This window comes from Micromonospora sp. CB01531 (assembly GCF_001905095.1).
Classification (GTDB): Bacteria; Actinomycetota; Actinomycetes; order Mycobacteriales; family Micromonosporaceae; genus Micromonospora.
Genome location: NZ_LWLS01000138.1, coordinates 186049 through 210057 on the forward strand (window position 1 = coordinate 186049; position 24009 = coordinate 210057).

A 24009-nucleotide genomic window follows, 5' to 3' on the forward strand; every position below is an offset into this window, starting at 1 on the left:
GGAAGAAACACATGCCGTACGTCCTCGGGATGGACATCGGAAGCACCAGCACAGTCGCAGCAGTCGCCCGACGGCGGAATGAGACCTGGGCCCGACCTGAGGTGGTCGCGCTGGACGCCGGGGAACCCGTCGTACCGTCGGTGCTGCACCTGTCGCCGGACGGGTCGCTCACGGTCGGCCAGCCCGCCGTCGACGACCCCGGCCGCACCACCCGGGACTTCGTCCGCCGGATCGGCGACGACGTGCCCCTGCTGCTCGGCGGCGAGCCGTGCCCGCCGGAGAACCTGATCGCGGAGCTCGCGGCGTGGGTGGTGGAGCGGGTCGCCGCCCGGGAGGGCGGATTCGCCGAGGCGGTCGTGCTCAGCCACCCCGCCGGGTGGGGCTCACACCGGCGCGACCTGCTGCGCCGGGCGCTGTGGCACCTCGACGTGCGCAACGTGACGCTACTCCCGCACCCGGTCACGGTCGCCGAGAACCACGCGGCACGCGGCTTCCCGGGCACCACCGCCGCGGTCTACGCGCTGGGCGGCAGCACCTTCGAGGCGGCGCTGGTCCGCCGCAACCCGCAGGGCACCTACGAGGCGTTCGGCCTTCCCCAGGGCCTCGACCCCCTCGGCGGCACCGACTTCGACGAGGCGCTCGCCGAGCACGTCCGTACCGTGCTCGGCCGGGATTTCGCGGGCACAGCCCGCCGGGAGACCCACCCGACGCCGCACGGGCTGCTACGCGAGTGCGACCGGGTCAAGCGGGAGCTGGCCGTCGGTACGGAGACCGACGTCATGCTGGCCCTGCCGACGGGACCGGTCCGGGTGCCGGTGACCCGGACACAGTTCGAGGACCTGATCCGGCCGGCGGTGCGCGCGACCGTCGACCTGCTGGTGCGGGCCGTACACTCCGCCGGCCTTACCCCCGCGCAGCTCGACGGGGTCCTCCTCGCCGGTGGCTCCGCCCGGATCCCGCTGGTCCGCGAGCTGCTCGCCGCGGCCTTTCCGGTCCCCGTCGAGGTGGAGCCGGATCCCCAGCTGACCGCCGCCACCGGGGCGGCCCTCGCCGCCTGCCAGGTGGTGTCCCCGCGCCGCCGGCCGGTGCCGGCGCCCCCGTCCACGCCGGTCAGCGGCGCCGGGACGGCGGCTTTCCCGGCCCGGCACAGCGAGCCGCATCACGCCCCCCACGGCGAGCCACCACCCCGCCCGCCGATCCGGATCGCCCCGCTGAACCTGCCGAAGCCGTCCCGCCTGGCGCTGGCCCGGGGCCGGGGACGCGAAGGATGACCATGATCATGAGTAGCGTGACGGAGGCCCGGCTCGTGCTGGGCAAGCGGCCGACGGCCCTGCTCGGGGCGGTCGCGGCGGACCCGGGTACGCCGCTCGCCGTCAGCGTGACCGGTCCCGGCGGCCATGGCAAGACCGCCCTGCTCACCGAGCTGGCGCGGGCCCACCAGCGAGCCGGGGTCACCGTGCTGGAGGGCGTCCCGAGCCCGGCCGGCCAGGTCGACCCCGAGGCGGTACTGCTGGTCGACGACGCGCACCTGCTCGACGACGCGCGGCTGGAGACGCTGCGCCGACTGGTGGACGCCCGCCGGCACCGGCTGCTGGTCGGCTACCGCCCGTGGCCCCGGTCGGCGGCGCTCGCCGACCTGGCCGACGCGTTGAAGCGGGACGGGCAGCAGATCGCGCTCACCCCGTTCACCCCCGAGCAGACCGGCGCGTACCTCGCCGGCGTGCCCGAACTGGGCCGGCGGAGCGATCTGGTCGCCTTCGTGCACGCGCAGACCGGCGGCGTCCCGCGCGACGTCGAGCGACTGGTCCGCGGGCTGCGCGGGCAGGAGGAACCGGTCACTGTCTCGGCCGAACCGCCCCGGCCGGCCGTCCTCCAGTTCGGGCCGGACCTGGAGGAGCTGCCGCCCGACGTCCGGCGGCTGCTGCTGGCCCTCGCCGCCGGCGTACCGCTCCCGGTGGACCTGCTCGGCGCGCTGCTCGATCGGCCGCCCGAGGCGGTGGACGAGCTGGTCACCGCCACCCGGGCCGCCGGCCTGCTCGGCGCCGACGGCCGGCTCTCGCCGCTCGTACGGCGAGCCGTCGTCGCGCTCAGCCCGGCCACCGAACGCACCGCGGTCTGGCGCCGGCTCACCGAGCTGCAGCTCAACCGCGGTGCCGCGGTGCTCCCGCTGGTCCTGTCGCTGCGCGCGGCCGGCGTACTCGGCGACTGCCCGGCCCCGGCGCTGCGGGCCGCGGCCGAGGAGGCGCTCAGCGGGGAGCCCACGCTCGCGGCCGAGCTGTTCGCGGCGGCCACGGCGGCGGGGCTGCCGGCCGGCGCCCGGCAGGCGCTCGCCGCGGCGCTCGCCGGCGACCTGGACGCCGCCCTGCGGCTGGCGGACCGGCTGCTCGCGACGGCCGTCCCGGAAGAGCGGGTGGCGGCGGCGACGGTGGCCGCGACGGCCCTCGCCCACCGCGGCCAGGTGAGCCGCAGCGTCGAGCTGTACCGGTGGTCGGGCAGCCCCTCGGCCGCCGCGTTCGCCGCCGTCGGCGCGCTGGCCGTCGGCCGCCCGACCACCGCCGGGGACGGGCCCGGCGACGACCGGGCCGGCGGGCCGCCCACCCTGCACGCCAGCGCCGCCCGGCTGATGGCCGAGGGGGTACGGGAGAGCCTCACCGGCCCGCCAACCACCGCCCTGTCCACTCTCGTGCAGGCGGCCGCGCTGCTGGAACCGGACGGGCGGGCGGTGCTCCTGCCGGACAGTCCGGCCGCGCTCGCCGCGCTGACCGCGATCCACTGCGCCGAGCTGGACATCGCCGAGGGAGTGCTGGACCGGGCCGTCGCGACCGGCATCGGGGGCCCGCTCATGGCCCGCCGCCACCGGCTGTTGCAGGCCTGGATCCTGATGGTCCGGGGCCACACGGCCGCCGCGGCCGAGTGCCTCGCGGCGGTGGACGCCGACCAACGCCCGCTGGAGTCCCGCGACCTGCTCCTGGCCAGCGCGCTCCGGCTGGGCATCGCCCGGCGCAACAGCGACCTCGGGGCGCTCCACCAGGGCTGGGTACCCGCGCTGGAGGCGGTGGTCCGACACCCCGTCGACCTGTTCACGTTGCTGCCGCTCGGCGAACTCGCAGTCGTGGGCGCCCGGTTGGGCGACCTGGCCCGGCTGGAGCCGTACCTGCGGGAGGCATGGTCGCTGCTGGACCGGCTCGGCGGCCCGGCACTGTGGAGCGCCCCGCTGCACTGGACCGGGCTGCACGCCGCGATCCTGACCGAGGAGCCGGTGGTCGCCGACGAGCACGTCGCCGCCCTGCTCGCCGCAGCCGACCACAGCCGGTACGCCGCGGTGGTCGCCGCCGCCGCCGCGAGCTGGGTCGAGGTGCTCCGTGGCGTGGTCGACCCGGTGCGGGTGGAGGCCGCCGCCCGCGGGCTGTACGACGCCGGACTGTGCTGGGACGCCGCCCGCCTCGCCGGGCAGGCCGCGATCCGCACCTCCGACCGGCGGGCGATGACCAGCCTGCTGGAGTGCGCCCGAGTGCTCCAGGGCCGGCCCACCACGCCCCGGGGCGGCCGGCCGCCCACGTCGGGCGACGGCCCGGCCCCGGTCGCCGACGCTGTCACCGGCCCCGCGCAGCACCGGCTCAGCGACCGGGAACACGAGGTGGCCGGGCTGGTGCTGGCCGGCCTGACCTACCGGGAGATCGGCGACCGGCTCTTCATCTCCGCCAAGACGGTGGAGCACCACGTGGCGCGGATGCGGACCCGCCTGAACTGCGCCAACCGGGCGGAGCTGCTGGCGCTGCTGCGCACCGTCGTCGCGGACCGGTCGAGCACCGCCGGCCGGCAGCCGTGGCCGGAACGGTCCGCCCGGTGAGCCACCCGGTGGACCGGGCGGAGCGGGGCGCCCGGCAGCCCGGTGACGGGCGGATCCGGCTCAAGCTCGCCGCGCTGGCGGCCGTGCTGCTGACCCTCTGGGCGTACGCGGCGTTCCTGACCGGCCGGGAAGCGGCCGAGCTGGTCCGGGTCCGGGTCCTGACGGAAACCCTCGGCCAGCCCACCGACCTGCTGATCCTCAACCTGCAGGCCGAGCGCCGGCTCACCGCCGAGGCGCTGGCCGGGGCTGGCCGGGCCCGCGCCGATCTGGCCGGGGCGCGCGATCGGACCGACCGGGCCGCCGCCCCGGTGCATGCGTTCACCGAAGGTCACGACCTGCGGCTGCTCACCGCGGGCACGGTCCAGGGCCGGGCCGGCGAGCTCGCCCGTCGGATGGCCGGGCTGGCCGCCCACCGGTCCGAGGTGGACGCCGGGCGGCTCGACCGGGTCGGCGCGGTCGCCGGTTACGACCAGCTGATAGATGCCGCCTTCGCCGTGTACGGCCCGGAGTGGGGCGGGCGCGAGGGCGCGCTGGCCGACGAGACCCGGGCGGTGATCGCGCTGGCCCGCGCCCGGGAACTGCTCGCCCGGGAGGACACCCTGCTCACCGCCGCCCTGACCGGCGGACGGCTCAGCGCCGACGAGCGGCACCAGCTGGCCGAGCTGGTGGCCACCCAGCGGTACGCCCGCACGACGGCCGCCGCGGAGCTGCCGGCCACCGGGCGGGACCAGCACCGACGGCTGGTGGAGGGCCCCCGGTTCGCCGGTCTGCTCGCACTGGAGGACCGGCTGCTGCGGACGGCGGACGCCGGCGCCACGACGGGAATCAGCGCGCAGAGCTGGCGGGCCGCGGTCGACCCGGCGCTGAGCGGCCTACGCGAGCTGGTGATCGCCGCCGCCCACAGCAGCGCCGAGCGGGCCGCGCCGGGCGCGGCACTGGTGGTCGCGCGGACCGGCGCGGTGGTGGGCCTCGGGCTCGTCGCGGTGCTCGTGGTGCTGATCGGCTGGCCCGGCACGATACGCCGGCTCATCACCGGGCCGGACGACCGGCCGGGCGAGCTCCGCCTCGCCGACGCCCCGACGATCCAGCTGCCGCCGGTCGCCGCCGGGCACCCCGACGCCCGCCCGACCGGCCAGTACGGCGTGCCGGGTCCGGATGCCGCCAACCGGCATGCTCCGGGGCCTGAAGCGGCCACCCGGGAACTGTTCCTGCGGCTCACCCAGCGCAACCAGGCCCTGCTGCGCGACCAGCTCGACCTGCTCGACACGATGGAGCGGCGCGAGCGCACGGCGGAGGAGACCGCCGATCTGTTCCGGCTCGACCATCTCGCCACCCGGATCAGGCGCAACGTGGAGAAGGTGGTCACCCTCGCCGGCGCGACCCCGGCCCGCCGCTGGCGACGACCGCTGCCGCTGCTCGACGTGGTACGCGGGGCGGTCGCCGAGGTGCCGGACTACCACCGGGTCCTGGTCGCACCGCACTGGCCGTGGTCGCTCGCCGGGGCCGCCGTCACGGACGTCGTCCACCTGCTGGCCGAGCTGATCGAGAACGGGCTGGCCTGCTCGCCGGAGCACGCCACCGTACGGGTCGCCGGTGAGCCCGGTCGGCAGGGCTGCTCCGTGGTGATCATCGACGACGGGCCCGGCCTCACCGCCGCCGGACTGGCCGACGCGAACGAACTGCTGGCCCAGCCGCCACCGGACGGCCCGCCCACCGGCCGGGCCGGGCTGTACGTCGCCGCCCTGCTCGCCGCCCGCTGCGGCGCCCGGATCTCGCTACGTCCCGGCCCTCGCGGCGGGACCGCGGCCGTCGTACTGTTTCCGGTCGGGCTGGTCACCGGGGCCGGGCCCGAGGATGGCAGGCTTGCCGGGGCGGGGCACCGGGTGCCGGGCGGCCTCCCGTACCCACGGACCTCGCCGGAGGGCGCCGACGGCGGCGGGCTGCCGACGCGGGTCCGCCGCCCCGGGGTGAGCCGGCCCGCACCCGGCACCGGCCCCGACACCGCCGGGATCCCGTTCGGGGAACGCAGCGAGAGGACGAGATGACACATCCAGTGGTCACCATGGACAGCCTGACAGTCGCCCTGGACGGCCTGGTCGACCGGGTGCCCGGTGCCGAGTTCGCCGTCGTCCTCTCCCCCGACGGGCTGCTGCTCGCCCGGTCCCGTGCCGTGTCGGACGAGGTGGCCGAGCAGCTCTCCAGCGTGGTCAGCGGCCTGTACGCGCTGGGCCAGGCCGCCACCCGGGTGTGCGCCACCGGCACGCTGCGGCAGGTCGTCATGCAGATGTCGCGCGCGTTCGTGTTCATCGCCACCACCCGCGGCGGGGCAATCCTCACCGTCCGGATGGGCGGTGACGCCGAGGTCGGCGACATGGCGTACGAGGTGGCGCTGTTCGCGGCGCAGGCCGAGCGGAACCTGCCGGTCTATCTTGAGCCGGCCCGGGTGGCGACAGGCGGGGACAGCGGTGCGGACCACTGGGGACCATGACGAGGCGTGGTACGACGACGAGGCCGGACCGGTAGCTCGCCCGTACACCATGACGCGCGGGCGGACCACGTCCGACCACGGCCAGCTCGACGTCATCTCCCTGGTGGTGGCCCGACCGGCGGTCCGCGCCGCCGCGCAACTGTTTCCCGAGCAGGCCCGGATCCTCGAGCGGTGCTGGCGTCCACTGTCGGTGGCGGAGGTCGCGGCCGCACTGGACCTGCCGTTGGGTACCGTCCGGGTGCTGCTCGGCGACCTGTTGGGGACCGGGCTGATCGAGATGCACGAGCCGCCGACGCTGTCCGGGCGACCGTCCATGGAACTGCTCGAGGCGATTCTCGTCGGGCTCCGCGCGCTCTGAACCGGCGGGACCGGAGGGCGCGGACGCCGGCCCGCCGGACGATCTGAAGGGGGAACGGTCCAGTGCCGGCACCACCGTCCCAGCCACGGCGGACCGCGGCGATCATTCTGTTGGACGGGATCGTCGCCACAGCCCGGGCCGCGCGACGCACCCTCGCCAGCCGGGGGAACGGATCGCGGCTCGCCCAGGTGGCCGGCGTCGCCGCACTGGGGGTGCTGCTGGCGACGGCGTACTCGGCCGTCACGGTGCTGCGTACGCCGGATCGGCTGACCCCGGTGGCCGTCGAGCCGCCACCGGACCTGGTGGCGCCCGCGGCGCCGGCCACCGGGACACCGGGCCGGCAACCCGAATCGGTCAGCGCCACACCCCGCGCGTCCACGCACTCCGCGACCACCGCACCGACCGCAACGCCGCCGGCCGCCCCGCCGCCGGCCGGCGCACCGTCGGCGCCCACCACGCCGCCACCCGCACCGGCCGCGCTGCGCGCCGACTTCGCCGTCGAGGACAACGCCCTGCTCAGCTACGGTGCCAGGGTGACGATCACCAACCCGGGTACGGCCGGGGCGACGGACTGGCAACTCGTCATCGTGCTGCCCCGGGAGTCGCTCGAGGTCGGTTCCGTAACCGGGGCCAGGGCCAGCCGGGACGGCGCGACGTGGACGTTCACCCCGGACGGGAGCAACGCGACGGTGCCCGGCCGCGGCTCGATCCGGGTGACGTTCCGGGTGAGCGGCGCGGCGATCAGCGCCACCCCCAGGGCGTGCACCATCGACGGCGCCGCCTGCACCGGTCTGCCGAGCTGACCGGCCGGCCCGGTGCCGACGGGCGGGTCGGCCCGACGGCGGGCGCACGAGCGGCGGCCGGCGGCAGGCTCGGCGGCGCGGTCAGGGCCGGTTGGCGGACGGCACGGCGCAGGCCGCGGTGCCGCCGGGCAACCGGTGGCGGTTGCGGGCGACCCAGCGGTACGCCGGCCAGGCGGCGGCCCGGACCGGGGGGAACCGCAGGCCGGCCCCGGCGATCCGCCACAGCGGGCCGCTCTCCCCGAGCAGCCGGGCGATGGCGTCCGGCCCCGCGGCGCGCACGCCGTCGGCGCCGACCCACTGGACCGCCTCCTCGCACTCCGCCTCGGTCAGGCCGAGCGCGGCGAGGTCGGCGAACTGCCACGGCAGCACCCGCGCGCGGGTCGGGATCCGGCGCTCGATGAACTCCGCGCAGCGGGTGCAGAACGCGCAGTCGCCGTCGTAGACGAAGGTCGACGTCTCCATGCCTCCATCCTGCACCCGCCGCCTCGGGTTCGGGCCCCGGTGTCCGGCGAGTCACTTGCGCTCCCCTCGTACACATGTTCGAATAGTGCCTGTGCGCTGGGACAACCTTTCCGCTCCCCCGGACGAGGAGGTCCCTGGTCGGGCAGCGCCAGCGACTCCACCCCTGCCGCTGGCGCTGCCCGGCGCGGTTGCCCGCACCTTCGACACCCCCGGCTTCGCCGGGATGACCTTCTACGAGGTGCAGGCAAAGTCGATCATCAACCGGGTGCCCGGCGCGTCCCGCATGCCGTTCGAGTGGACGATCAACCCGTACCGGGGATGCAGTCATGCGTGTGTCTACTGCATGGCTGGCGACACTCCGATCCTGATGGCGGACGGCCGCACGAGGCCGATCAGCGAACTGGAGCCGGGCGACCGGATCTACGGCACCGAGCGGCGGGGCGCCTACCGGCGGTATGTGATCACCACCGTCCTTGACAAGTGGTCGACGGTGAAGCGGGCCTACCGGATCACGCTGGAGGACGGCACCAGGCTGGTCGCCAGCGGGGACCATAGATTCCTGTCCGACCGGGGCTGGAAGTACGTGACGGGCGCGATGAACGGTGCTGGGCAACGTCCCTACCTGACCACCAACAACCGCCTGATCGGCACCGGCCGCTTCGCGACCCCGCCGAAGCCCTCGGCCGACTACCGCCGGGGCTACCTCTGCGGAAGGGTGCGGGGTGACGCCCACCTTGGTGCCCACTCGTACGCCTATGGGACGGTGCACCAATTCCGGTTGGCCCTCGTCGACGGCGAGGCGCTGGACCGCACGCAGCGATTCCTGACCGATGCGGGCGTCGAAACCAAGAGCTTTTCCTTCGCCCCCGCCAGTGCAACCCGGCGGGCGGTAACCGCCATCCGGACGTCGAAGCGGCGCGACATCGAGGCCATCACGGAGCTGATCCGGTGGCCGGACGCCCCCGGTGACGACTGGCGGCTGGGCTTTCTCGCCGGCATCTTCGACGCCGAGGGCAGCTGCAGCAGGGGCATCCTCCGGATCAGCAACGGCGACGACCGGATCCTCGAGGAGACCGGGGCCGCCCTGAACCACTTCGGGTTCACCTGGGTGCTCGAGGATCCGGGCCTGCCGAACCGAGTGCGGCAGATCCGACTGACCGGCGGTCTCACCGCCCGGCTGCGCTTCTTCCACCTGACCGACCCGGCCATCACCCGCAAGCGTTCCATCGAGGGGGCGGCGCTCAAGTGCCAGGCGGCGCTGCGGGTGGTGAGCATCGAGGACCTCGGGCTGGAGCTGCCGCTGTGGGACATCACCACGGGCACCGGCGACTTCATTGCCAACGGCGTGGTCAGCCACAACTGCTTCGCGCGTAACACCCACACCTACCTCGACCTCGACGCCGGGGCGGACTTCGACCGGAAGGTGATCGTCAAGGTCAACGCCGGCGAGTTGGTCCGGCGCGAGCTGGCCGCCCCGCGCTGGCGCGGCGCGCACGTCGCGATGGGCACCAACGTGGACTGCTACCAGCGGGCCGAGGGGCGCTATCGGCTGATGCCGCCGATCATCGAGGCGCTGCGCGACTTCGCGAACCCGTTCTCCATCCTGACCAAGGGCACCCTGATCCTGCGGGACCTGCCGCTGCTCCGCCAGGCCGCCGAGGTCACCCGGGTCGGGCTCTCCTACTCCGTGGGCTTCGTCGACGAGGCGCTGTGGCGCGCGGTCGAGCCGGGCACGCCCAGCCCCCGCCGCCGGCTGGACGCCGTCCGGCAGCTCACCAACGCCGGGTTCGAGGTGGGGGTGCTGATGGCGCCGATCCTGCCGGGGCTCAGCGACGACGACGAGTCGATCGAGGCGACCGTGTCGGCGATCGCCGCGGCCGGGGCGACCAGCGTGACGCCGCTCGCCCTGCACCTGCGCCCCGGTGCCCGGGAGTGGTACGCGCACTGGCTGGCCCGGGAGTTCCCCCATCTGGTCCCCCGCTACCGCCAGCTCTACCGGGCGGGCGCGTACGCGCCGCAGGCGTATCAGCGGGAGCTGACCGCGCGGGTCCGGATCGCGTCCCGCCGGCACGGGCTGCACCGGGGCGAGCAGGGCGACAACCGTCGGTCGCCCGAGCCCCCACCGCCCCCGGCGGAGCAGTTGACGCTGCTCTAGGTATATCCGGCCACGACGTGGTTCGGATCGCAGCGATTGGGCCGGATTCATGGACCCAACTTGACCCTCACGTCGCGTGAGACCGGAGGGTGGGGTGCATGAGTGATTACTACAACGCGTTTGAGATGAGTCCCGTGCCCGCTCCCGGCCCGGATGTTTCCAGGATGTACTCCTCGTCCCGGCGGCGAGCGTTCCGGCGCACGCACCAGCGATGAGCTTCAGTTTCGCGTGCGTGCTCAGCCAGGTCGATTCCCTTGTCGAGGCCTGTCGTGCGTTGCTCCCGAAGTCGGTCGATGGCCCACGGGATACTCCCTGGAACACCCGCGATGTCACGGTGATCACCCCCGAGAACGCACGGATCGTTTTCACTGCGGCGAAGCCCTTTGATCCGGCCAGTCAGGAGGCGCGGAACCTTGAGGCCGTCGGGATCACCCCACCGGGCGTCGGTCGCGGCGACAATGCGGAGCGTGCCTGACACTGACGCCGATGGCCTGATCGCCGGTCAGGGTTAGGCTCGCCTGGTGCGCTCAGCCCAGCAGATCCTCGCCGACTCCGCCGTGATCGCCGTCGTGGGCGCCTCCCGCGACCCGCACAAGGCCGCACACCAGATACCGGCCGAGATGCAGCAGTACGGCTGGCGGATCATCCCGGTGAACCCGATCGTGGACGAACTCTTCGGCGAGAAGGCGTACCCGTCGCTGGCCGACATCCCGCACCCGGTCGACCTGGTCGACGTGTTCCGTCCCGCGGAGGACGCGGTCGACGTGGTCCGGCAGGCGGTGGCGGTCGGCGCACCGGCGGTCTGGTTGCAGCTCGGGATCGTCTCGGCGGAGGCGCGGCGGATCGCCGAGGAGGCCGGGATCGACTACGTCGAGGACCGCTGCCTCATCGTGGATCGGGCCGCGGCGGGGCTGACCCGGCTCGGCTGACCAGCCAGGTCAGGGCGCCGGCGAGCGCCGGGGCGGCGCTGCACGGCCGCGCTGTGCCGCGGGCTCGGGGCCGAGCAGCAGGTCCAACTGGGCGTCCAGCGCGGCGAGCGCCGTCTCCGGCGGGTAGTGCCCGCCGAGCAGGTAGACGCCCAGCCCTTCCATGACGGCGAGCAGCGCCACCGCGGCCCGGTCCGGGTCGACGCGGGTCTGCGTCGCGCCGGCGGCCTGCGCGGTGCGGATCTGCCCGGCGATGAAGGCCAGCAGCTCGGCGGACTCCTGATGCAGCCCGGCGGCGACGGCGGGGCGTACCGCGGTGAAGGCCAGGAACGCCAGCGCCACCCGGCCGTCCGCCCGGCGCGCCTCGTCGAGCGGCAGCAGCTCGGTCAGCATGGTCCGGAGCAGCGTACGCGGGGACGGTTCGTCCCCCAGTGCGGAGACGGCTCGGGTCACCCGGGCTTCGCTGCGGTCGCGCACCACCGACAGGGCGAAGGTCATCATCTCGTCCTTGGTGCGGAAGTAGTGCTGCACCATCCCGGAGGAGACGCCGGCCTCTGCCGCCACGTGGCGCAGGCTGACCGCCTCCAGCCCGCGTTCCGCGGCCACCCGCATCAGCGCGTCGGCGATCAGCTTCCGCCGCTCCCCGTGATCAACCCGCTTCGGCATCTGCCCATGCTTTCACAGTGCGACTGCATTGACACGCCCCCGGCCAACCGATTACGTTGCAACTGCAATGCAAAAACGATGTGAAGGGCGGGTGAGCCGTGCGGAAGCAGAGTCCTCCGGTCGCGTTACTGCGTCGCGTGCTCGCGTACGAGGTGGGGATGTGGCTCAGCCTCGCCCGCTGGCTGCTCCGGCGGCCCCCCGCGCTGGAGGCCGGGGCGGCGGCGTTCAGCTACGTCGGCGTGGTGCAGCCGATCCTCGTCGCCTTCATCGCGCTCTCCGCGATCGAGATCCCGATCTTCGACCTGATCCTCCGGCACACCGTTCCGTGGCCGTCGGTCCGGCACACCGCGCTCGTGCTCGGCATCTGGGGACTGCTCTGGATGTTCGGTCTCTTCGCCAGCCTGCGGATCCACCCGCACGTCGCCGGCCCGGCGGGGCTGCGGCTCCGCAACGGCATCTCGGTCGACTTCGTGGTGCCCTGGTCGGCCGTGGCCCGGGTCGAGCACCGCTACCGGTCGCTGCCGTCCAGCCGCGCCGTCCAACTCGAGCAGTCCGATGAGGGGACGATCCTGAACGTCGGCGTCGGCAGCCAGACCAGCATCGACGTCGTGCTGCGCGAGCCGCTCTCGGTCCGGCTGCCGAAGGGCCCGAGCGGGCCGGTGCACGAGATCCGCCTCTACGCCGACGACCCGGCCGCCCTGGTCGCCCGGGCCCGCGAGCACCTGGCGGTACGGCTGCCCGGCTCCAACGGCTGACCCCACCCACCACCGCTGTCCCGCAGAGCGACCGCCTGTGTGCCGGTTGGTCGCGGCGCACGGGGCGGGTGATGCTCAGGGTGGCGGAGGGCTTGTACCGTGCGCTGGTGCCCCTCCCCCTGCTGGGTCGGCTGCCCGCACCCGGCGACGGCCTCTGGGCACGCCGACTGCTCGCCCTCGGCGCCGCTGCGGCGGTGGCGGTGCCGGTCGCGGCCGGGCTGTTCCGCGTGCCGCCCCGCGACGACTTCGACCTCAGCTGTTTCGTCTGGCTGCTCCTGGGTGCACGGTGGCTGACACAGCGGTGGTGGCCCCGGCGCGACGGCCGCCTGGTGTGGCGATCACGGGTGGCGGGCCGGCGCTCGGTGGAGCCCGGCCTGGTGGCGCAGCGGTCCCTCGCCGGCTGGGCCGACCTGGTGACCGAGACGATCGCGACGGCGGCGATCGCGGTGGGACTGATCGGCACGCTCCCCGAGGAGTCGTGGTGGGGCGTGCCCCTGCGGCCGCTGCTCGCGGTCGGCGCCGCCGCCTGGATCGGGCGGACGGTCCACGAGGAGGTCCGGTTCACCGGGCGGCTCGCGCTCACCGCGAGCGGCATCCGGCACGGCCGCCAGACGTACGCCTGGACGAACATCGACCGGGTCAATCCGAAACGGCAGGACGGCCGGGTGGACGGCGTTCGGCTGCGCCAGATCGTGCGGCAGTCGCTGGAGCCGGAGCCGGTGGTGGGCGGCCGGGACACGGCGGTGCCCGAGGAGCGGCTGGTCGCCGCGATCGAGCACTTCCGGACCCGGTCGGAGATGCTGGCGGTGGGGTTGCCGGTCACCGCACCGGAGCCGGCCGGCGGGTGACCGGGGCGCCGGTTAGAGCTTGTACTCCTTGAGCAGGCCCCGGGAGATGATGGTCTTCTGGATCTCCGAGGTGCCCTCGCCGATGAGCAGGAACGGGGCCTCCCGCATCAGCCGCTCGATCTCGTACTCCTTGGAGTAGCCGTAGCCGCCGTGGATGCGGAACGCCTCCTGGACGACCTCGGCGCAGTATTCCGAGGCGAGCAGCTTGGCCATGCCGGCCTCGACGTCGTTGCGCTGGCCGGCGTCCTTGAGCCGGGCGGCGTTGACCATGAGGGCGTGCGCTGCCTCGATCTTCGTACCCATCTCGGCGAGCTTGAAGGCGATGGCCTGGTGCCGGGCCAGCGGCTGGCCGAAGGTGCGGCGCTGCTGGGCGTACGCGACGGCCAACTCGAAGGCGCGGATGGAGATGCCGCAGGCGCGGGCGGCCACGTTGACCCGGCCCACCTCGATGCCGTCCATCATCTGGTAGAAGCCCCGGCCGACCTTCGCCTCGCCGCCGAGCACGGCGGAGGCGGGGACGCTGACCCCGTCGAGCACCATCTCGGTGGTCTCGACGCCCTTGTAGCCCATCTTGTCGATCTTGCCGGGAATGGTCAGGCCCGGCGCCGTCTCGCCGAATCCGGGCTCCTTCTCCAGCAGGAAGGTGCTCATGTTGCCGTACACCGAGTCGGCCCCGGTCTCGGTCTTGACCAGGGTGGCCACCACCGACGAGTACGCCCCGTTGGTCAGCCACATCTTCTGGCCGTTGAGGACGAAGGTGTCGCCCTCGCGGACGGCCTTCGACTTGATCGCCGAGACGTCCGAGCCGCACTCCGGCTCGGACATGGAGAAGGCTCCGCGCACCTCGCCGGTGGCCATCCGGGGCAGCAGCCGGGCCTTCTGCTCCGCCGAGCCGTGCTGCGAGATCAGGTACGCCACGATGAAGTGGGTGTTGACGATGCCGGAGATCGACATCCAGCCCCGGGACAGCTCCTCGACCACCAGGGCGTAGGTCAGCAGAGACTCACCCAGGCCGCCGTGCTCCTCGGCGATGGTGAGGCCGAAGAGGCCCATCTCGCGCATCCCGTCGAGGATGTCGGTGGGGTACTCGTCGGCGTGCTCCAGCCGCTGGGCGTGCGGGATGATCTCCTTGTCGGCGAACTCCCGGACGGTCTCCAGGATCGACCGCTGCACGTCGGTCAGGCCGGGCGTCTGGGCGAGTCGGGCCATCTCAGCCTCCGGGGGGATCGGAGCATTACTCGTGGGTAACTGAACGCTCGGTCAGTATCGGTCCCGCGACCGGCGGAGCCAAGGTGACCAGTCCACACAACCGCTGTGAAAAGGTTCACCGCTGCGGGTAGCGTCCGCAAGAGAGAGGGTCGTTGACCTGCGACGGAGGGGACGAGCGGCCGTGAGCCAACCACCCGGTGAGCCGGACCAGCCGCCGTCGCCGTACGAGCCGCCGGCCTACGGCCAGCCGTACGGGCACCCGCAGCAGCCACCGTGGGGCCAGCAGCCGCCGTACGCCCCGCAGCCCCCGTACGGCCAGTACGGGCCGCCCGGGCAGGGGCCCCGACCGCGCGGCGGCGGGCCCAACCTGCTGGCCATCCTGTCGCTGGTCTTCGCCTTCGTCTTCGCACCGGCCGGGATCGTCCTCGGTCACCTCGCCAAGCGGCAGATCCGGCAGACCGGTGAGGAGGGCGACCAGCTCGCCACCTGGGGACTGATCCTCAGCTACATCTTCACCGCGCTCGGGCTGCTCGTCTGCTGCGGCTGGATCGGCCTGGCCATCTGGGCCAACTCCGACAACGGCAGCTACCGCTGACGGTCAGCGGAACTGCGCCTCCCGGACACTGTTGCCGCCGTCGACCACCAGCATCTGCCCGGTGATGTACGAGGCGGCCGGCGAGCAGAGGAAGGCGATCGCGGCAGCCACCTCGTCCGGCGTGCCGGGGCGCCCGACCGGGGTGCCCAGCCCCTGCTTGATCTCGGTCATGGTGGACGCCGCCGTGTGGATGATGCCGGGCGCGACCGCATTCACTGTCACCCCGTCGGCGATCATCTCCATCGCCAGCGCCCTGGTCAGCCCCACCACGCCCGCCTTCGCCGCCGCGTATCCGGCCTCGGTGGGCAGCGCGTTGACCGGGCCTGCGGTGGCGGCGAGGTTGACGATCCGCCCCCAGCCCCGCTCGGCCATCCCGCCGATGAACGCGCGGCTGCACAGGAACGCGGTGCTCAGGTTGCGGTCGATCTCGCCGCGCCACTCGTCGTAGCTGAGCTGGGCCACCGGCCGCAGCACCTCCGGGCTGGCCCGGCTGGCCAGGCCTGCGTTGTTGACCAGCACCTCGACGTCGCCGAGCTGCTCGGCGACCGCGTCGGCCAGCGCGCCCACCTCAGACTCGTCCGTGAGGTCGGCGACGAACCCGGTCACGCCCAGCTCACCGGCGCGCTCGTGGATCCGCCGGGTGGTGGAGACGATCGCCACCCGGGCGCCCAAATCGGCGAGGCGGCGCGCGGTCGCGTACCCGATGCCGTCCGGGCTGCCGGCCCCGGTGACCAGGGCGACCCGGCCGTCCAGGCGCATGGTGGCCGGCTCGGCGAGCGGCGCCGGCTGGTCCTGGTCGGCGGACCCGGCCGGGCCACCGCCGCGGTTGCGCCGCACCAGCCCTGGACGGCTCACGTCCCGTCGCGACCGACCGCCGCGCGCGTCAAGTGCCATGCCGAGATCCTGCCCGCTGTGGACGTTGCGGGCAACGCCGGCACCCGGAAAGGGGGTCTTCGGCGCGGCGGCCCGCTGACTACCCTGACGACACCACGTCTACGGAGATGATTCTGATGAGCTATCCCCCACCGTCAGGTGGCTGGCAGGACCCGTCGGCGTCGGGTCAGCAGTCGAGCCCACCGGCCGACCCGACGCTGCCGATGGGCAACCCGATCCCGAGCCAGCCGACCCCGGCCGACCCGTACGCGGCGCCCGGCTACCCGCCCGCCGGAGGCGACCCGTACGCGGCGCCCGGCTACCCGCCCGCGGGAGGCGCCCCGTACGCCGCGCCCGGCTACCCGCCCGCCGGAGGCGCCCCGTACGCGGCGGCCGGCTACCCGCCGCCGGCCCACCCCGCGTACGGCCAACCGTCGAGCAAGACCAACACCCTGGCCATCGTGGCGCTGGTGCTCTCGCTGGTGGGCTTCACCTCCTGCATCACCGCCCCGATCGGCGCGATCATGGGACACGTGGCCCGCAAGCAGATCCGGGAGACCGGTGAGCAGGGCGAGGGCATGGCGAAGGCCGCCATCATCATCGGCTGGATCCTCACCGTGCTGATGGTGCTGCTGATCGCGGTCTATGTCGTGATCATCATCATCGCCATCGGCTCGGACACCGGCGGCAGCACGCCCACCTTCTGACCCGCGGTGCCGCCCCGGCTCCCGGGGCGGCACCGGCGGTCGGCCGTCAGTCCGTGGGCGGGGTGAAGGACGAGGTGCGCGTCATCCCGGCCGCGCGGCCCTTGGCGGCGATCACCAGCGCCATCTTCCGGGACGCCTCGTCGATCATCTCGTCGCCGAGCATCACCGCGCCGAGCTTGCCGCCCGCCTCCGACGTGTACCAGTCGTACGCGTCGAGGATCATTTCGGCGTGGTCGTAGTCGGCCTGGGCCGGGGAGTAGACCTCGTTGGCCGCGTCGATCTGCCCCGGGTGCAGCACCCACTTGCCGTCGAAGCCCAGCGCCGCCGAGCGCCTGGCCACCTCGCGGAACGCGTCCACGTCCCGGATCTGCAGGAACGGGCCGTCGATCGCCTGCTTGTCGTACATCCTTGCGGCCATCAGGATCCGCATCAGGATGTAGTGGTAGGGGTCGCCCGGGTAGTCCGGGATCAGCGCGCCGACCACCAGCGACTTCATGTTGATCGAGGCCATGAAGTCGGCCGGGCCGAAGATGATGGTCTCGACCCGGGGCGAGGCGGCCGCGATGGCGTCCACGTTGACCAGGCCGGCGGCGTTCTCGATCTGCGCCTCGATACCGATCCGGCCGACCTCCAGGCCGAGGGTCTTCTCGATCTGGGTGAGCGTCAGGTCCAGCCACTGCACCTGGGCGGCGTCCTGCACCTTCGGCAGCATGATGCAGTCCAGGTTGGCGCCGGCGCCCTCGACGACCTCGATGACGTCCCGGTAGGTCCACGGCGTGGTCAGGTCGTTGACCCGGACCACCCGGGTCTTGCCCGCCCAGTCACCCTCGTTCAGCGCGGCGACGATGTTCTTCCGGGCGTCCGGCTTGGCCAGCGGAGCGACCGCGTCCTCCAGGTCGAGGAAGACCTGGTCCGCCGGGAGCCCCTGGGCCTTGCCGAGCATCTTGACGCTGGAACCCGGCACGGCGAGGCAGGACCGGCGAGGGCGACCGACAGCGGCCATGGATGCGCTCCTTCCAGCGTCTGCGGGCACGCCGACGCGACCAGACGGAAATCCGCGAACTTAACGATCCCAAAGGGCGTAGTGACGCCACGGTAACCTCGTGCCGTGACCGGGGTGAATGAACCTGTGGAAGATCTCACTGGGCGTCGGACCGTGGTGGTGACGGGCGCCAGCTCGGGCATCGGACTGGCCGCGGCGCTGGACCTGGCACGACGCGGTGACCAGGTCGTGCTGGTCGGCCGGGACCCGGCCCGGCTCCGGGCCGCCGGCGACCGGGTACGCGAGTGCTGCGGCGAGCCGCCCGAGCTGTTCCGCGCCGACTTCGCCGTGCTGGACGACGTACGCCGGCTCGCGGAGAAGTTGCGTACGGCGTACGACCGGATCGACGTGCTCGCCAACAACGCCGGCGCGATCGTGCTCCAGCCGGTCACCACCGTCGACGGCTTCGAACTGACCGTGCAGGCCAACCACCTCGCCCCGTTCCTGCTCAGCAACCTGCTGCGGGATCGGATCGGGCGGATGGTGGTGACCGCCTCCGGCGCCCACCGCAGCGGCGTGCTCGACCCGGACGACCTGAACGTGGTGCTGCGCCGCTACCGGCCGATGCGTGCGTACGGCACCAGCAAACAGGCGAACATCCTCTTCGCCGCCGAGGCGGCCCGGCGCTGGCCGGACGTGCCGGCGTACTCATTCCACCCGGGCGTGGTGCGCACCCGGTTCGGCAACGAGAGCCCGCTGGTCGCCCTCGGCATGCGGCTGCTGCCGTTCCGCAGCCCCGAGCGGGGCGCGGAGACCCTGGTCTGGCTGGCCAATCAGGACCCGTCCCGGCTGGTCGACGGCGGCTACTACCACGACCGGCGGCTCCGTCGGCCGCTGCCGAAGGCGGCCGACCCGGCGCTCGCCGCCCGGCTCTGGACCGCCAGCGCGCAGGCCGTCGGCCTCGACGGCTGAGGCGTTTTCCGCTGTCGCGCCGGCCGGGTCCGCGGGGATACTGCGCCGCATGACCGAGGACGAGGCAACCCTGCAGGTTGGTGGCACGGACGACGATCTGGCCGCCCAGGTCGAACGGGAGCTCACCGCGTACAACAACGCGGCCACCGGCGCCGACGACGAGGCCGACATCTCGATCCGGGTCACCGGCGCGGACGGCGAGTTGATCGGCGGGCTGACCGGCTGGACCTGGGGTGGCCGGGCCGGGATCAACACCATCTGGGTACGCGCCGACCAGCGACACCGAGGCTGGGGCGGACGCATGCTGCGGGCCGCCGAGGCGGAGGCCCGCCGGCGGGGCTGCACCGAGATCTCGGTGGCGTCGTTCTCGTTCCAGGCGCCGGCGTTCTACCGTCGGCACGGCTACACCGACACCGGGATCCGGGACGGCATCCCGGGCGGACAGGTCGACCACCAGTTCTGGAAACCGCTGGTAGACGACCCGGCGGGCGTGCTCCGGGTGGTCGCCCTGGTCGACCTGGGCACCGACGCCGAGGCCGGCCGACGGTACGAGGACGGGGTGCTCGCGCTGCTCGGACGGCACGGCGGACGGCTGGAACGGCGGCTGCGGACCGGGGACGGGCGGACCGAGGTGCACGTGATCCGGTTCGCCGCCCGGGCCGGCTACGACGGCTTCCTGGCCGACCCGGAACGGGCCGCGCTCCGCGCCGACCTGGGCGACGCCGCCCCCACCGGTCAGGTGCTGGAGGTCCAGGACGTGTGAGCCCTACTCGGCGACGTGAACCGGGACGCTGGTGACCACCACGCCGGGCAGGGCCCGCAGGGCGGCGCGCAGCCGCTGCTCGGCACGGCTGTGCAGCAGCCGGTGCCAGCGGTGGCGGAGCACCACCTCCGGCACGATCACGGTCAGGGTCAGCTCCGGCCGGGTGGCGTGCAGCGCCTCCAGGTAGTGCGCGAGCGGCCCGATCACCGCCCGGTACGGCGACACGATCGTCTCCAGCCGCAGATGGTCGCCCCAGGCCCGCCACTGGTCGCGGAACCGGTCCGCCTCGGCGTCCTCGGGGGCGATGTGCACGGCCAGCGTCGGCTGGCCCAGCGACGCCGCGTACGCCATGGCGCGCAGCGACGCCCGGTTCAGCCGGGCCACCGGCACCACCACGAGATGGCGTACCTCCTGGGGCAGCCGCTCGCCCTCGGCCGACCCGCCGGGTCCCCGCGGCGCGTTACCTGACGTGGGCCCGGGGGACGACGGTTGGTGCAGCGCCAGGTTGTCGTCCAGCCGGGCGTAGTGGCGATGGATCCCGCGGCTGAGCAGCACCAGGGTGGGTACCGCGATCACCACCAGCCAGGCACCCTGGGCGAACTTGCCGATCGCGGCGGTCACCAGCACCAGCCCGGAGAGGGTGGCGCCGACCGCGTTGACCACCAGTCGGCGTCGCCAGCCGCGGTCCCGGTGCCGGCGCCAGTGCACCACCATGCCGGCCTGCGACAGCGTGAAGGCGAGGAACACGCCGACGGCGTAGAGCGGGATCAGCGACGCGGTGTGCCCGCCGAAGGCGACGAAGATGAGCGCCGCGGCGACGGCGAGCGCGACCAGGCCGTTGTTGAACGACAGCCGGTCCCCCAGGTGCAGGAACCGGCGGGGGGCGTGGCCGTTGCGGGCCATGAAGAAGAGCAGCCGGGGAAAGTCGTTGAACGCGGTGTTCGCCGCCAGCAGCAGGATCAGCGCGGTGGCGGCCTGGAGAAACGCGTACCAGGGCCCGGTGGGGAAGGTGAGCCGGCCGAGCTGGGACAGGATCGTCTGGTCCGGCCGGGGCACCAGGCCGTTCAGGTGGATCAGGCCGATCAGCCCGGCGAAGAGCACCACCAGCATGGTGACCATCCAGCCGAGCGTGGTGCGGGCGTTGCGCCACTCCCTGGGCCGGAACGCCGGGATCGCGTTCGACACCGCCTCGATGCCGGTCATCGACACCGCCCCCGAGGAGAACGCTCGCAGCACCAGCAGCAGGCCCAGCCCCTCCGTCACCGGCACGGGCGGCGGCGGCACGGGCGCGAAACCCCGGGCCGCCGCGCGCGCGTAGCCGACCACCAGCACGGCCAGGACCGCGGCCACGAAGGCGTACGTGGGCAGCACGAAGATGTTGCCGGCGGTACGCACCCCGCGCAGGTTCCCGGCGAGCAGCACGGCGATCACCAGCACCCCGAGCGGCACGGTGAACGGGGTGAGTCCGGGCATCGCCGAGGTGATCGCGCTCACCCCCGCCGCGATCGACACCGACACCGTGAGCACGTAGTCGAGCATCAGCCCGGCCGCGGCGGTGAGTCCCGCCGTCGTCCCGAGGTTGTCACCGGCCACGATGTACGACCCGGCGCCGTGCGGGTACGCGGGGATGGTCTGCCGGTACGACAGCCCGACCGCGATCATGAGCACCACCAGCACTGCGGCCAGCGGCAGGGAGAGCCCGAGCGCGCCGCTGCCGGCGAGCACCAGCACGACCAGCATCGCCTCCGGCCCGTACGCCACCGAGCTGAGCAGGTCGGAGGAGAGGATCGGCAGGGCGACGAGTTTCCGCATCCGCTCGTAGAGCACGGCGGAGCTGGACAGCGGTGGGCCGAAGAGCGTCCGGCGCAGCCGGGTGAGCACCCGCCCGGTCCGGGAGCCGGGCTCGTGGGCCGGCCCGGTGGCGCACAGCTCGTCCGGTTCCTCGACGGTGAACATGTTGATCGGGGCCAGCCGCCCGAACCGGCTCGGCGACGGACCGGGCCGGTTGCGGCCCAGGGTCGGGTCAACAGGCAGTTCGTCGACGTGCCGGGGGGTGTGCCAGCGTTCCCCGATCCGGCCCAATGCCGCCTGCTCCTCGGGGCCCAACGGCGGGAACTCGGCCGAGGGGGTGACGAGTGTGCCCCGATCGGGCTCGTCACCCTGCCGCTCCGTCTGCGCCCCCACCCTCCGCACTTTCATCGAAAGCGGCGGCTCGGGAGGCGGAATCGCCACACTCCCCGGGAAAGTGTGGCCGCCGCGTCACGGCCGGCCGGTGTCAGTCGGTGAGCGGGGCGGCGTCGGCGGGGATCGGAACCGGCTCGGCGCGGCGGCCGGCCCGGGCGCCGCCGAGCACGACCACGGCCACGCCGGCCAGCAGCAGCGCGAGCCCCGGCAGGGCGAGCGGGCGGGGCAGTTGGCCGAGCCAGACCCAGGCGATCAGGGCCGCGCCGGGCGCCTCCAGCAGGATCAGCACGCTGACCGTGGTGGCGGAGACCCGGTGCAGGGCGTAGTTGAACATCGAGTGGCCGAGCAGTTGGGCACCGGCCACCAGGCCGAGGATCGCCAGCCAGGTGCCCGCCGGGTAGCCGTGCAGACGTACCCCGCCGAGCAGGCAGACGACCAGCAGGATCGCCGCGCAGACCCCGTAGCAGATGGTGGTGTAGGTGGTGGTGCTGATGGTGGTCCGGGCGCGCTCGCCGAAGGCGGTGTAGATCGCGACGAACAGGCCGCCCGCGACGGCGAGCAGGTCACCAGCGAAGGCCCGGCCGGAGACGGCAAAGTCGGCGCCGGTGGCCAGCACCGCGCCGAGCACCGCCACCGCGATCCCGGCCCAGACCGCCCGCGGGAGGCGGCGGCCCTGCCAGCGGGCGATCAGCCCCTGCCACACCGGCTGGGTGGCGACCAGCGCGGTGGCCGCAGCGACCGTGGTGAGCTGCACGCTCGGCATCCAGGTGGCGAAGTGGGCGGCCAGCGCCACCCCGGAGAGCACGCAGTACAGCCCCTCGCGCCGGCCGGCGCCCACGGTCAGCGCCCGGAACTCGGACCGCCGCCGGGCCAGCGAGAACGGGCCGAGCACCGCCACCGAGAGCAGGTTCCGCCAGAACGCGATGGCGAGGGCCGGCGCGGCGGCAAACGCGACCAGTGGGGCGGACGACGAGACGGCGGCGACGGCCAGCACGAGCGCGCCGAGAGTCAGCGCATCGGGCGGAGGGCGGTACGGAGCGGACGACACGGAGAGCAATCCTCACACGAACAGGGGACACCACGGATCGTCAGCACTCCGTTACGATCATGCGCGTCCCGGCGACTCCCCCTCGACGTCCGGAGGCACTCCCCCATGCCCAGCTACCAGGCGGTGCTGTTCGACTTCTTCGGCACCCTGACCCGCTGCGTCCAGCGTGGCTCCGCCCACCAGGCGGCCGCCGAGCTGCTCGGCTGTCCGGCCGACACGCTGTTCCAGGTACTCGACCGCACCTACTACCAGCGCGCCAGCGGCCAGTTCGGCAACGCCGAGGCGACCCTGCGCTGGGTCTGCGACCAGGCCGGTGTCCACCCCACCGACGCGGTGGTACGCGCCGCCGTCGCCTCCCGCCACCAGGCGATCCGCGCCGACACCCGGCTGCGGGACGAGGCGGTCCCGGTGCTGGCCGCGCTGCGTCAGCGGGGCATACGCACCGGGCTGATCAGCGACTGCACCCACGAACTGCCCGCCTTCCTGCCCCAGCTCGCGGTCGCGCCTCTGCTCGACGTACGGGTCTTCTCGGTGCAGGTCGGGTGCTGCAAGCCGGACCCGACGCTCTACCTGGCCGCCTGCCGCCGGCTCGACCTCGCCCCGGCCGACTGCCTCTACGTGGGCGACGGAGGCAGCCAGGAACTCACCGGCGCGGAGCGGGCCGGCATGACGGCGGTCCGGCTGGCCGCCCCGGACCTGGCCGGGCACATGGTCTTCAACGCCGACCGGCGCTGGGACGGCCCGGTGCTGACCTCGCTGACCGAGGTGCTGGACCTGCTCGACCCGGTCCCCTGCGCCGTTACGGTCTGAGGTTCAGCGGCGGCGCACCTTGTGCAGCCGGAACGGCTTGCGGGTGGCCCGCACCACGGGGGCCTCCCGGGGCGGCTCGGCCAGCGACTCGGCCGGCAGGTCGGCACCCGCCACCGGGGTACCCGCCGGCGCCAGCCGGTTCAGCGCGCAGCCCTCGGTGGCCCAGCGTCCGATCAGGTCGGCGGTGGGGCCGGAGGCGTTGAGCCGCTTCGCCGCGACCAGCGGTGCGGCGGCCTCCCACTCCTCGGTACCCGGTTGCAGCCGGGTGACCCGGGCCGGCCAGGTGACGATCCGGCCGCCATGGTCGCCGCGCAGGGTCACCTGCGCCGCGTCGGCGTCGGCCAGCCCGGGAGCGGACTGCTCGCCGGGGCCGCTGACCACGAGCAGCGTCCCCTCCAGCGGCAGGCACCAGAGCGCCACCGCCGGGCCCTTCCCGACGCTCACCCAGCAGACGGCCGCCTTCTTCACCGCCTCGTCCACCAGCGGCGTCACCTCGCGGCTGTCCAACTCGTCCGTCACACCGGCATCCTCTCGTACGCGCGCCCGTCGGCGGTG

At 73.8% G+C, this 24009-nt stretch carries 24 protein-coding genes; 16 read left to right on the forward strand and 8 right to left on the reverse strand.

The features are described 5' to 3' along the window. The first annotated feature begins 11 nt into the window (after positions 1 to 11). The 6 genes from A6A27_RS44030 (at position 12) to A6A27_RS41015 (ending at position 7499) form a co-directional block, all read left to right on the forward strand. Positions 12 to 1271, forward strand: coding sequence for an Hsp70 family protein (locus A6A27_RS44030; protein WP_073840028.1), 1260 nt, complete (start codon positions 12 to 14; stop codon positions 1269 to 1271). An 8-nt stretch (positions 1272 to 1279) separates the two neighbouring features. Continuing rightward, positions 1280 to 3850: a helix-turn-helix transcriptional regulator gene (locus tag A6A27_RS40995; RefSeq protein WP_073840097.1), complete on the forward strand. Its 2571-nt coding sequence runs from the start codon at positions 1280 to 1282 to the stop codon at positions 3848 to 3850. After that, positions 3847 to 5895 carry a sensor histidine kinase gene (locus tag A6A27_RS41000; protein ID WP_158074149.1) on the forward strand — a complete coding sequence of 683 codons (2049 nt, stop codon included), beginning with the start codon at positions 3847 to 3849 and terminating at the stop codon, positions 5893 to 5895. The genes A6A27_RS40995 and A6A27_RS41000 overlap by 4 nt, the downstream gene beginning before the upstream one ends. Before the next feature lie 17 nt (positions 5896 to 5912). Then, positions 5913 to 6338: a roadblock/LC7 domain-containing protein gene (locus A6A27_RS41005; protein ID WP_241825704.1), complete on the forward strand. Its 426-nt coding sequence runs from the start codon at positions 5913 to 5915 to the stop codon at positions 6336 to 6338. Beyond that, positions 6316 to 6696 carry a DUF742 domain-containing protein gene (locus A6A27_RS41010; RefSeq protein ID WP_073840031.1) on the forward strand — a complete coding sequence of 127 codons (381 nt, stop codon included), beginning with the start codon at positions 6316 to 6318 and terminating at the stop codon, positions 6694 to 6696. Before A6A27_RS41005 ends, A6A27_RS41010 begins: the two co-directional genes overlap by 23 nt. A gap of 62 nt (positions 6697 to 6758) precedes the next feature. Then, complete coding sequence (locus A6A27_RS41015) at positions 6759 to 7499, forward strand: cellulose binding domain-containing protein (protein ID WP_073840032.1); 741 nt, start codon at positions 6759 to 6761, stop codon at positions 7497 to 7499. Between the two features lie 81 nt (positions 7500 to 7580). Here A6A27_RS41015 and A6A27_RS41020 read toward each other — a convergent pair whose 3' ends face one another. Beyond that, positions 7581 to 7961 carry a thiol-disulfide oxidoreductase DCC family protein gene (locus A6A27_RS41020; protein ID WP_073840033.1) on the reverse strand — a complete coding sequence of 127 codons (381 nt, stop codon included), beginning with the start codon at positions 7959 to 7961 and terminating at the stop codon, positions 7581 to 7583. Between A6A27_RS41020 and A6A27_RS41025 the strand changes: the two genes are divergently transcribed. The 3 genes from A6A27_RS41025 (at position 7960) to A6A27_RS41035 (ending at position 11045) form a co-directional block, all read left to right on the forward strand. Beyond that, a complete protein-coding gene (locus A6A27_RS41025; protein WP_241825705.1) occupies positions 7960 to 10116 on the forward strand; it encodes an intein-containing Rv2578c family radical SAM protein in 2157 nt (718 codons plus the stop codon). The genes A6A27_RS41020 and A6A27_RS41025 overlap by 2 nt on opposite strands. Before the next feature lie 211 nt (positions 10117 to 10327). Further along, positions 10328 to 10591 (forward strand): hypothetical protein, encoded by a 264-nt coding sequence (locus A6A27_RS41030; protein WP_198940671.1) that lies wholly within the window; start codon positions 10328 to 10330, stop codon positions 10589 to 10591. A gap of 46 nt (positions 10592 to 10637) precedes the next feature. Then, positions 10638 to 11045, forward strand: a complete 408-nt coding sequence (locus A6A27_RS41035; protein ID WP_073840035.1) for a CoA-binding protein — start codon at positions 10638 to 10640, stop codon at positions 11043 to 11045. 9 nt (positions 11046 to 11054) lie between these two features. On the opposite strand, the gene A6A27_RS41040 is transcribed toward A6A27_RS41035, so the two are convergent. Then, complete coding sequence (locus tag A6A27_RS41040) at positions 11055 to 11708, reverse strand: TetR/AcrR family transcriptional regulator (protein ID WP_073840036.1); 654 nt, start codon at positions 11706 to 11708, stop codon at positions 11055 to 11057. A gap of 98 nt (positions 11709 to 11806) precedes the next feature. Between A6A27_RS41040 and A6A27_RS41045 the strand changes: the two genes are divergently transcribed. After that, positions 11807 to 12463 (forward strand): hypothetical protein, encoded by a 657-nt coding sequence (locus tag A6A27_RS41045; RefSeq protein ID WP_241825706.1) that lies wholly within the window; start codon positions 11807 to 11809, stop codon positions 12461 to 12463. Between the two features lie 107 nt (positions 12464 to 12570). Beyond that, positions 12571 to 13311, forward strand: coding sequence for a hypothetical protein (locus A6A27_RS41050; RefSeq protein ID WP_143194442.1), 741 nt, complete (start codon positions 12571 to 12573; stop codon positions 13309 to 13311). A 12-nt stretch (positions 13312 to 13323) separates the two neighbouring features. Here the strand turns inward: A6A27_RS41050 and A6A27_RS41055 are convergent, their stop codons facing one another. Then, a complete protein-coding gene (locus A6A27_RS41055; RefSeq protein WP_073840038.1) occupies positions 13324 to 14520 on the reverse strand; it encodes an acyl-CoA dehydrogenase family protein in 1197 nt (398 codons plus the stop codon). A 181-nt stretch (positions 14521 to 14701) separates the two neighbouring features. Between A6A27_RS41055 and A6A27_RS41060 the strand changes: the two genes are divergently transcribed. Beyond that, a complete protein-coding gene (locus A6A27_RS41060; RefSeq protein WP_073840039.1) occupies positions 14702 to 15115 on the forward strand; it encodes a DUF4190 domain-containing protein in 414 nt (137 codons plus the stop codon). Positions 15116 to 15118: 3 nt separating this feature from the next. On the opposite strand, the gene A6A27_RS41065 is transcribed toward A6A27_RS41060, so the two are convergent. Continuing rightward, positions 15119 to 16009 carry an SDR family NAD(P)-dependent oxidoreductase gene (locus tag A6A27_RS41065; protein ID WP_073840040.1) on the reverse strand — a complete coding sequence of 297 codons (891 nt, stop codon included), beginning with the start codon at positions 16007 to 16009 and terminating at the stop codon, positions 15119 to 15121. A gap of 116 nt (positions 16010 to 16125) precedes the next feature. On the opposite strand from A6A27_RS41065, the gene A6A27_RS41070 reads away from it, so the two are divergent. Further along, positions 16126 to 16695, forward strand: coding sequence for a DUF4190 domain-containing protein (locus tag A6A27_RS41070; RefSeq protein ID WP_073840041.1), 570 nt, complete (start codon positions 16126 to 16128; stop codon positions 16693 to 16695). Positions 16696 to 16741: 46 nt separating this feature from the next. On the opposite strand, the gene A6A27_RS41075 is transcribed toward A6A27_RS41070, so the two are convergent. Then, on the reverse strand, positions 16742 to 17698 hold the full coding sequence (locus A6A27_RS41075; RefSeq protein WP_073840042.1) for an HpcH/HpaI aldolase/citrate lyase family protein: 957 nt from the start codon (positions 17696 to 17698) through the stop codon (positions 16742 to 16744). 126 nt (positions 17699 to 17824) lie between these two features. Between A6A27_RS41075 and A6A27_RS41080 the strand changes: the two genes are divergently transcribed. Together A6A27_RS41080 and A6A27_RS41085 are read left to right on the forward strand one after the other, a co-directional pair. Next, the gene (locus A6A27_RS41080; protein ID WP_073840043.1) at positions 17825 to 18649 is read left to right on the forward strand and encodes an SDR family NAD(P)-dependent oxidoreductase; all 825 of its coding nucleotides are present in this window, start codon (positions 17825 to 17827) and stop codon (positions 18647 to 18649) included. Positions 18650 to 18698: 49 nt separating this feature from the next. Then, positions 18699 to 19412: a GNAT family N-acetyltransferase gene (locus A6A27_RS41085; protein WP_073840044.1), complete on the forward strand. Its 714-nt coding sequence runs from the start codon at positions 18699 to 18701 to the stop codon at positions 19410 to 19412. 3 nt (positions 19413 to 19415) lie between these two features. Here A6A27_RS41085 and A6A27_RS41090 read toward each other — a convergent pair whose 3' ends face one another. Together A6A27_RS41090 and A6A27_RS41095 are read right to left on the reverse strand one after the other, a co-directional pair. Next, on the reverse strand, positions 19416 to 21596 hold the full coding sequence (locus A6A27_RS41090; RefSeq protein WP_241825707.1) for an APC family permease: 2181 nt from the start codon (positions 21594 to 21596) through the stop codon (positions 19416 to 19418). A gap of 91 nt (positions 21597 to 21687) precedes the next feature. Beyond that, entirely contained in the window at positions 21688 to 22653 is a 966-nt protein-coding gene (locus tag A6A27_RS41095; protein WP_443190042.1) for a DMT family transporter, read from the reverse strand. A 96-nt stretch (positions 22654 to 22749) separates the two neighbouring features. Between A6A27_RS41095 and A6A27_RS41100 the strand changes: the two genes are divergently transcribed. Beyond that, on the forward strand, positions 22750 to 23454 hold the full coding sequence (locus A6A27_RS41100) for an HAD family hydrolase (protein ID WP_073840047.1): 705 nt from the start codon (positions 22750 to 22752) through the stop codon (positions 23452 to 23454). 3 nt (positions 23455 to 23457) lie between these two features. On the opposite strand, the gene A6A27_RS41105 is transcribed toward A6A27_RS41100, so the two are convergent. Further along, entirely contained in the window at positions 23458 to 23973 is a 516-nt protein-coding gene (locus tag A6A27_RS41105) for a hypothetical protein (RefSeq protein ID WP_073840048.1), read from the reverse strand. Positions 23974 to 24009 lie beyond the last annotated feature (36 nt).

Coding starts and splice junctions, on each gene's coding strand:
- A6A27_RS44030 (WP_073840028.1), top strand. CDS start 12: ATGCCGTACGTCCTCGGGATGGACATCGGAAGCACCAGCACAGTCGCA.
- A6A27_RS40995 (WP_073840097.1), top strand. CDS start 1,280: ATGAGTAGCGTGACGGAGGCCCGGCTCGTGCTGGGCAAGCGGCCGACG.
- A6A27_RS41005 (WP_241825704.1), top strand. CDS start 5,913: ATGGACAGCCTGACAGTCGCCCTGGACGGCCTGGTCGACCGGGTGCCC.
- A6A27_RS41025 (WP_241825705.1), top strand. CDS start 7,960: ATGCCTCCATCCTGCACCCGCCGCCTCGGGTTCGGGCCCCGGTGTCCG.
- A6A27_RS41020 (WP_073840033.1), bottom strand. CDS start 7,961: ATGGAGACGTCGACCTTCGTCTACGACGGCGACTGCGCGTTCTGCACC.
- A6A27_RS41030 (WP_198940671.1), top strand. CDS start 10,328: ATGAGCTTCAGTTTCGCGTGCGTGCTCAGCCAGGTCGATTCCCTTGTC.
- A6A27_RS41040 (WP_073840036.1), bottom strand. CDS start 11,708: ATGCCGAAGCGGGTTGATCACGGGGAGCGGCGGAAGCTGATCGCCGAC.
- A6A27_RS41055 (WP_073840038.1), bottom strand. CDS start 14,520: ATGGCCCGACTCGCCCAGACGCCCGGCCTGACCGACGTGCAGCGGTCG.
- A6A27_RS41065 (WP_073840040.1), bottom strand. CDS start 16,009: ATGGCACTTGACGCGCGCGGCGGTCGGTCGCGACGGGACGTGAGCCGT.
- A6A27_RS41070 (WP_073840041.1), top strand. CDS start 16,126: ATGAGCTATCCCCCACCGTCAGGTGGCTGGCAGGACCCGTCGGCGTCG.
- A6A27_RS41075 (WP_073840042.1), bottom strand. CDS start 17,698: ATGGCCGCTGTCGGTCGCCCTCGCCGGTCCTGCCTCGCCGTGCCGGGT.
- A6A27_RS41085 (WP_073840044.1), top strand. CDS start 18,699: ATGACCGAGGACGAGGCAACCCTGCAGGTTGGTGGCACGGACGACGAT.
- A6A27_RS41100 (WP_073840047.1), top strand. CDS start 22,750: ATGCCCAGCTACCAGGCGGTGCTGTTCGACTTCTTCGGCACCCTGACC.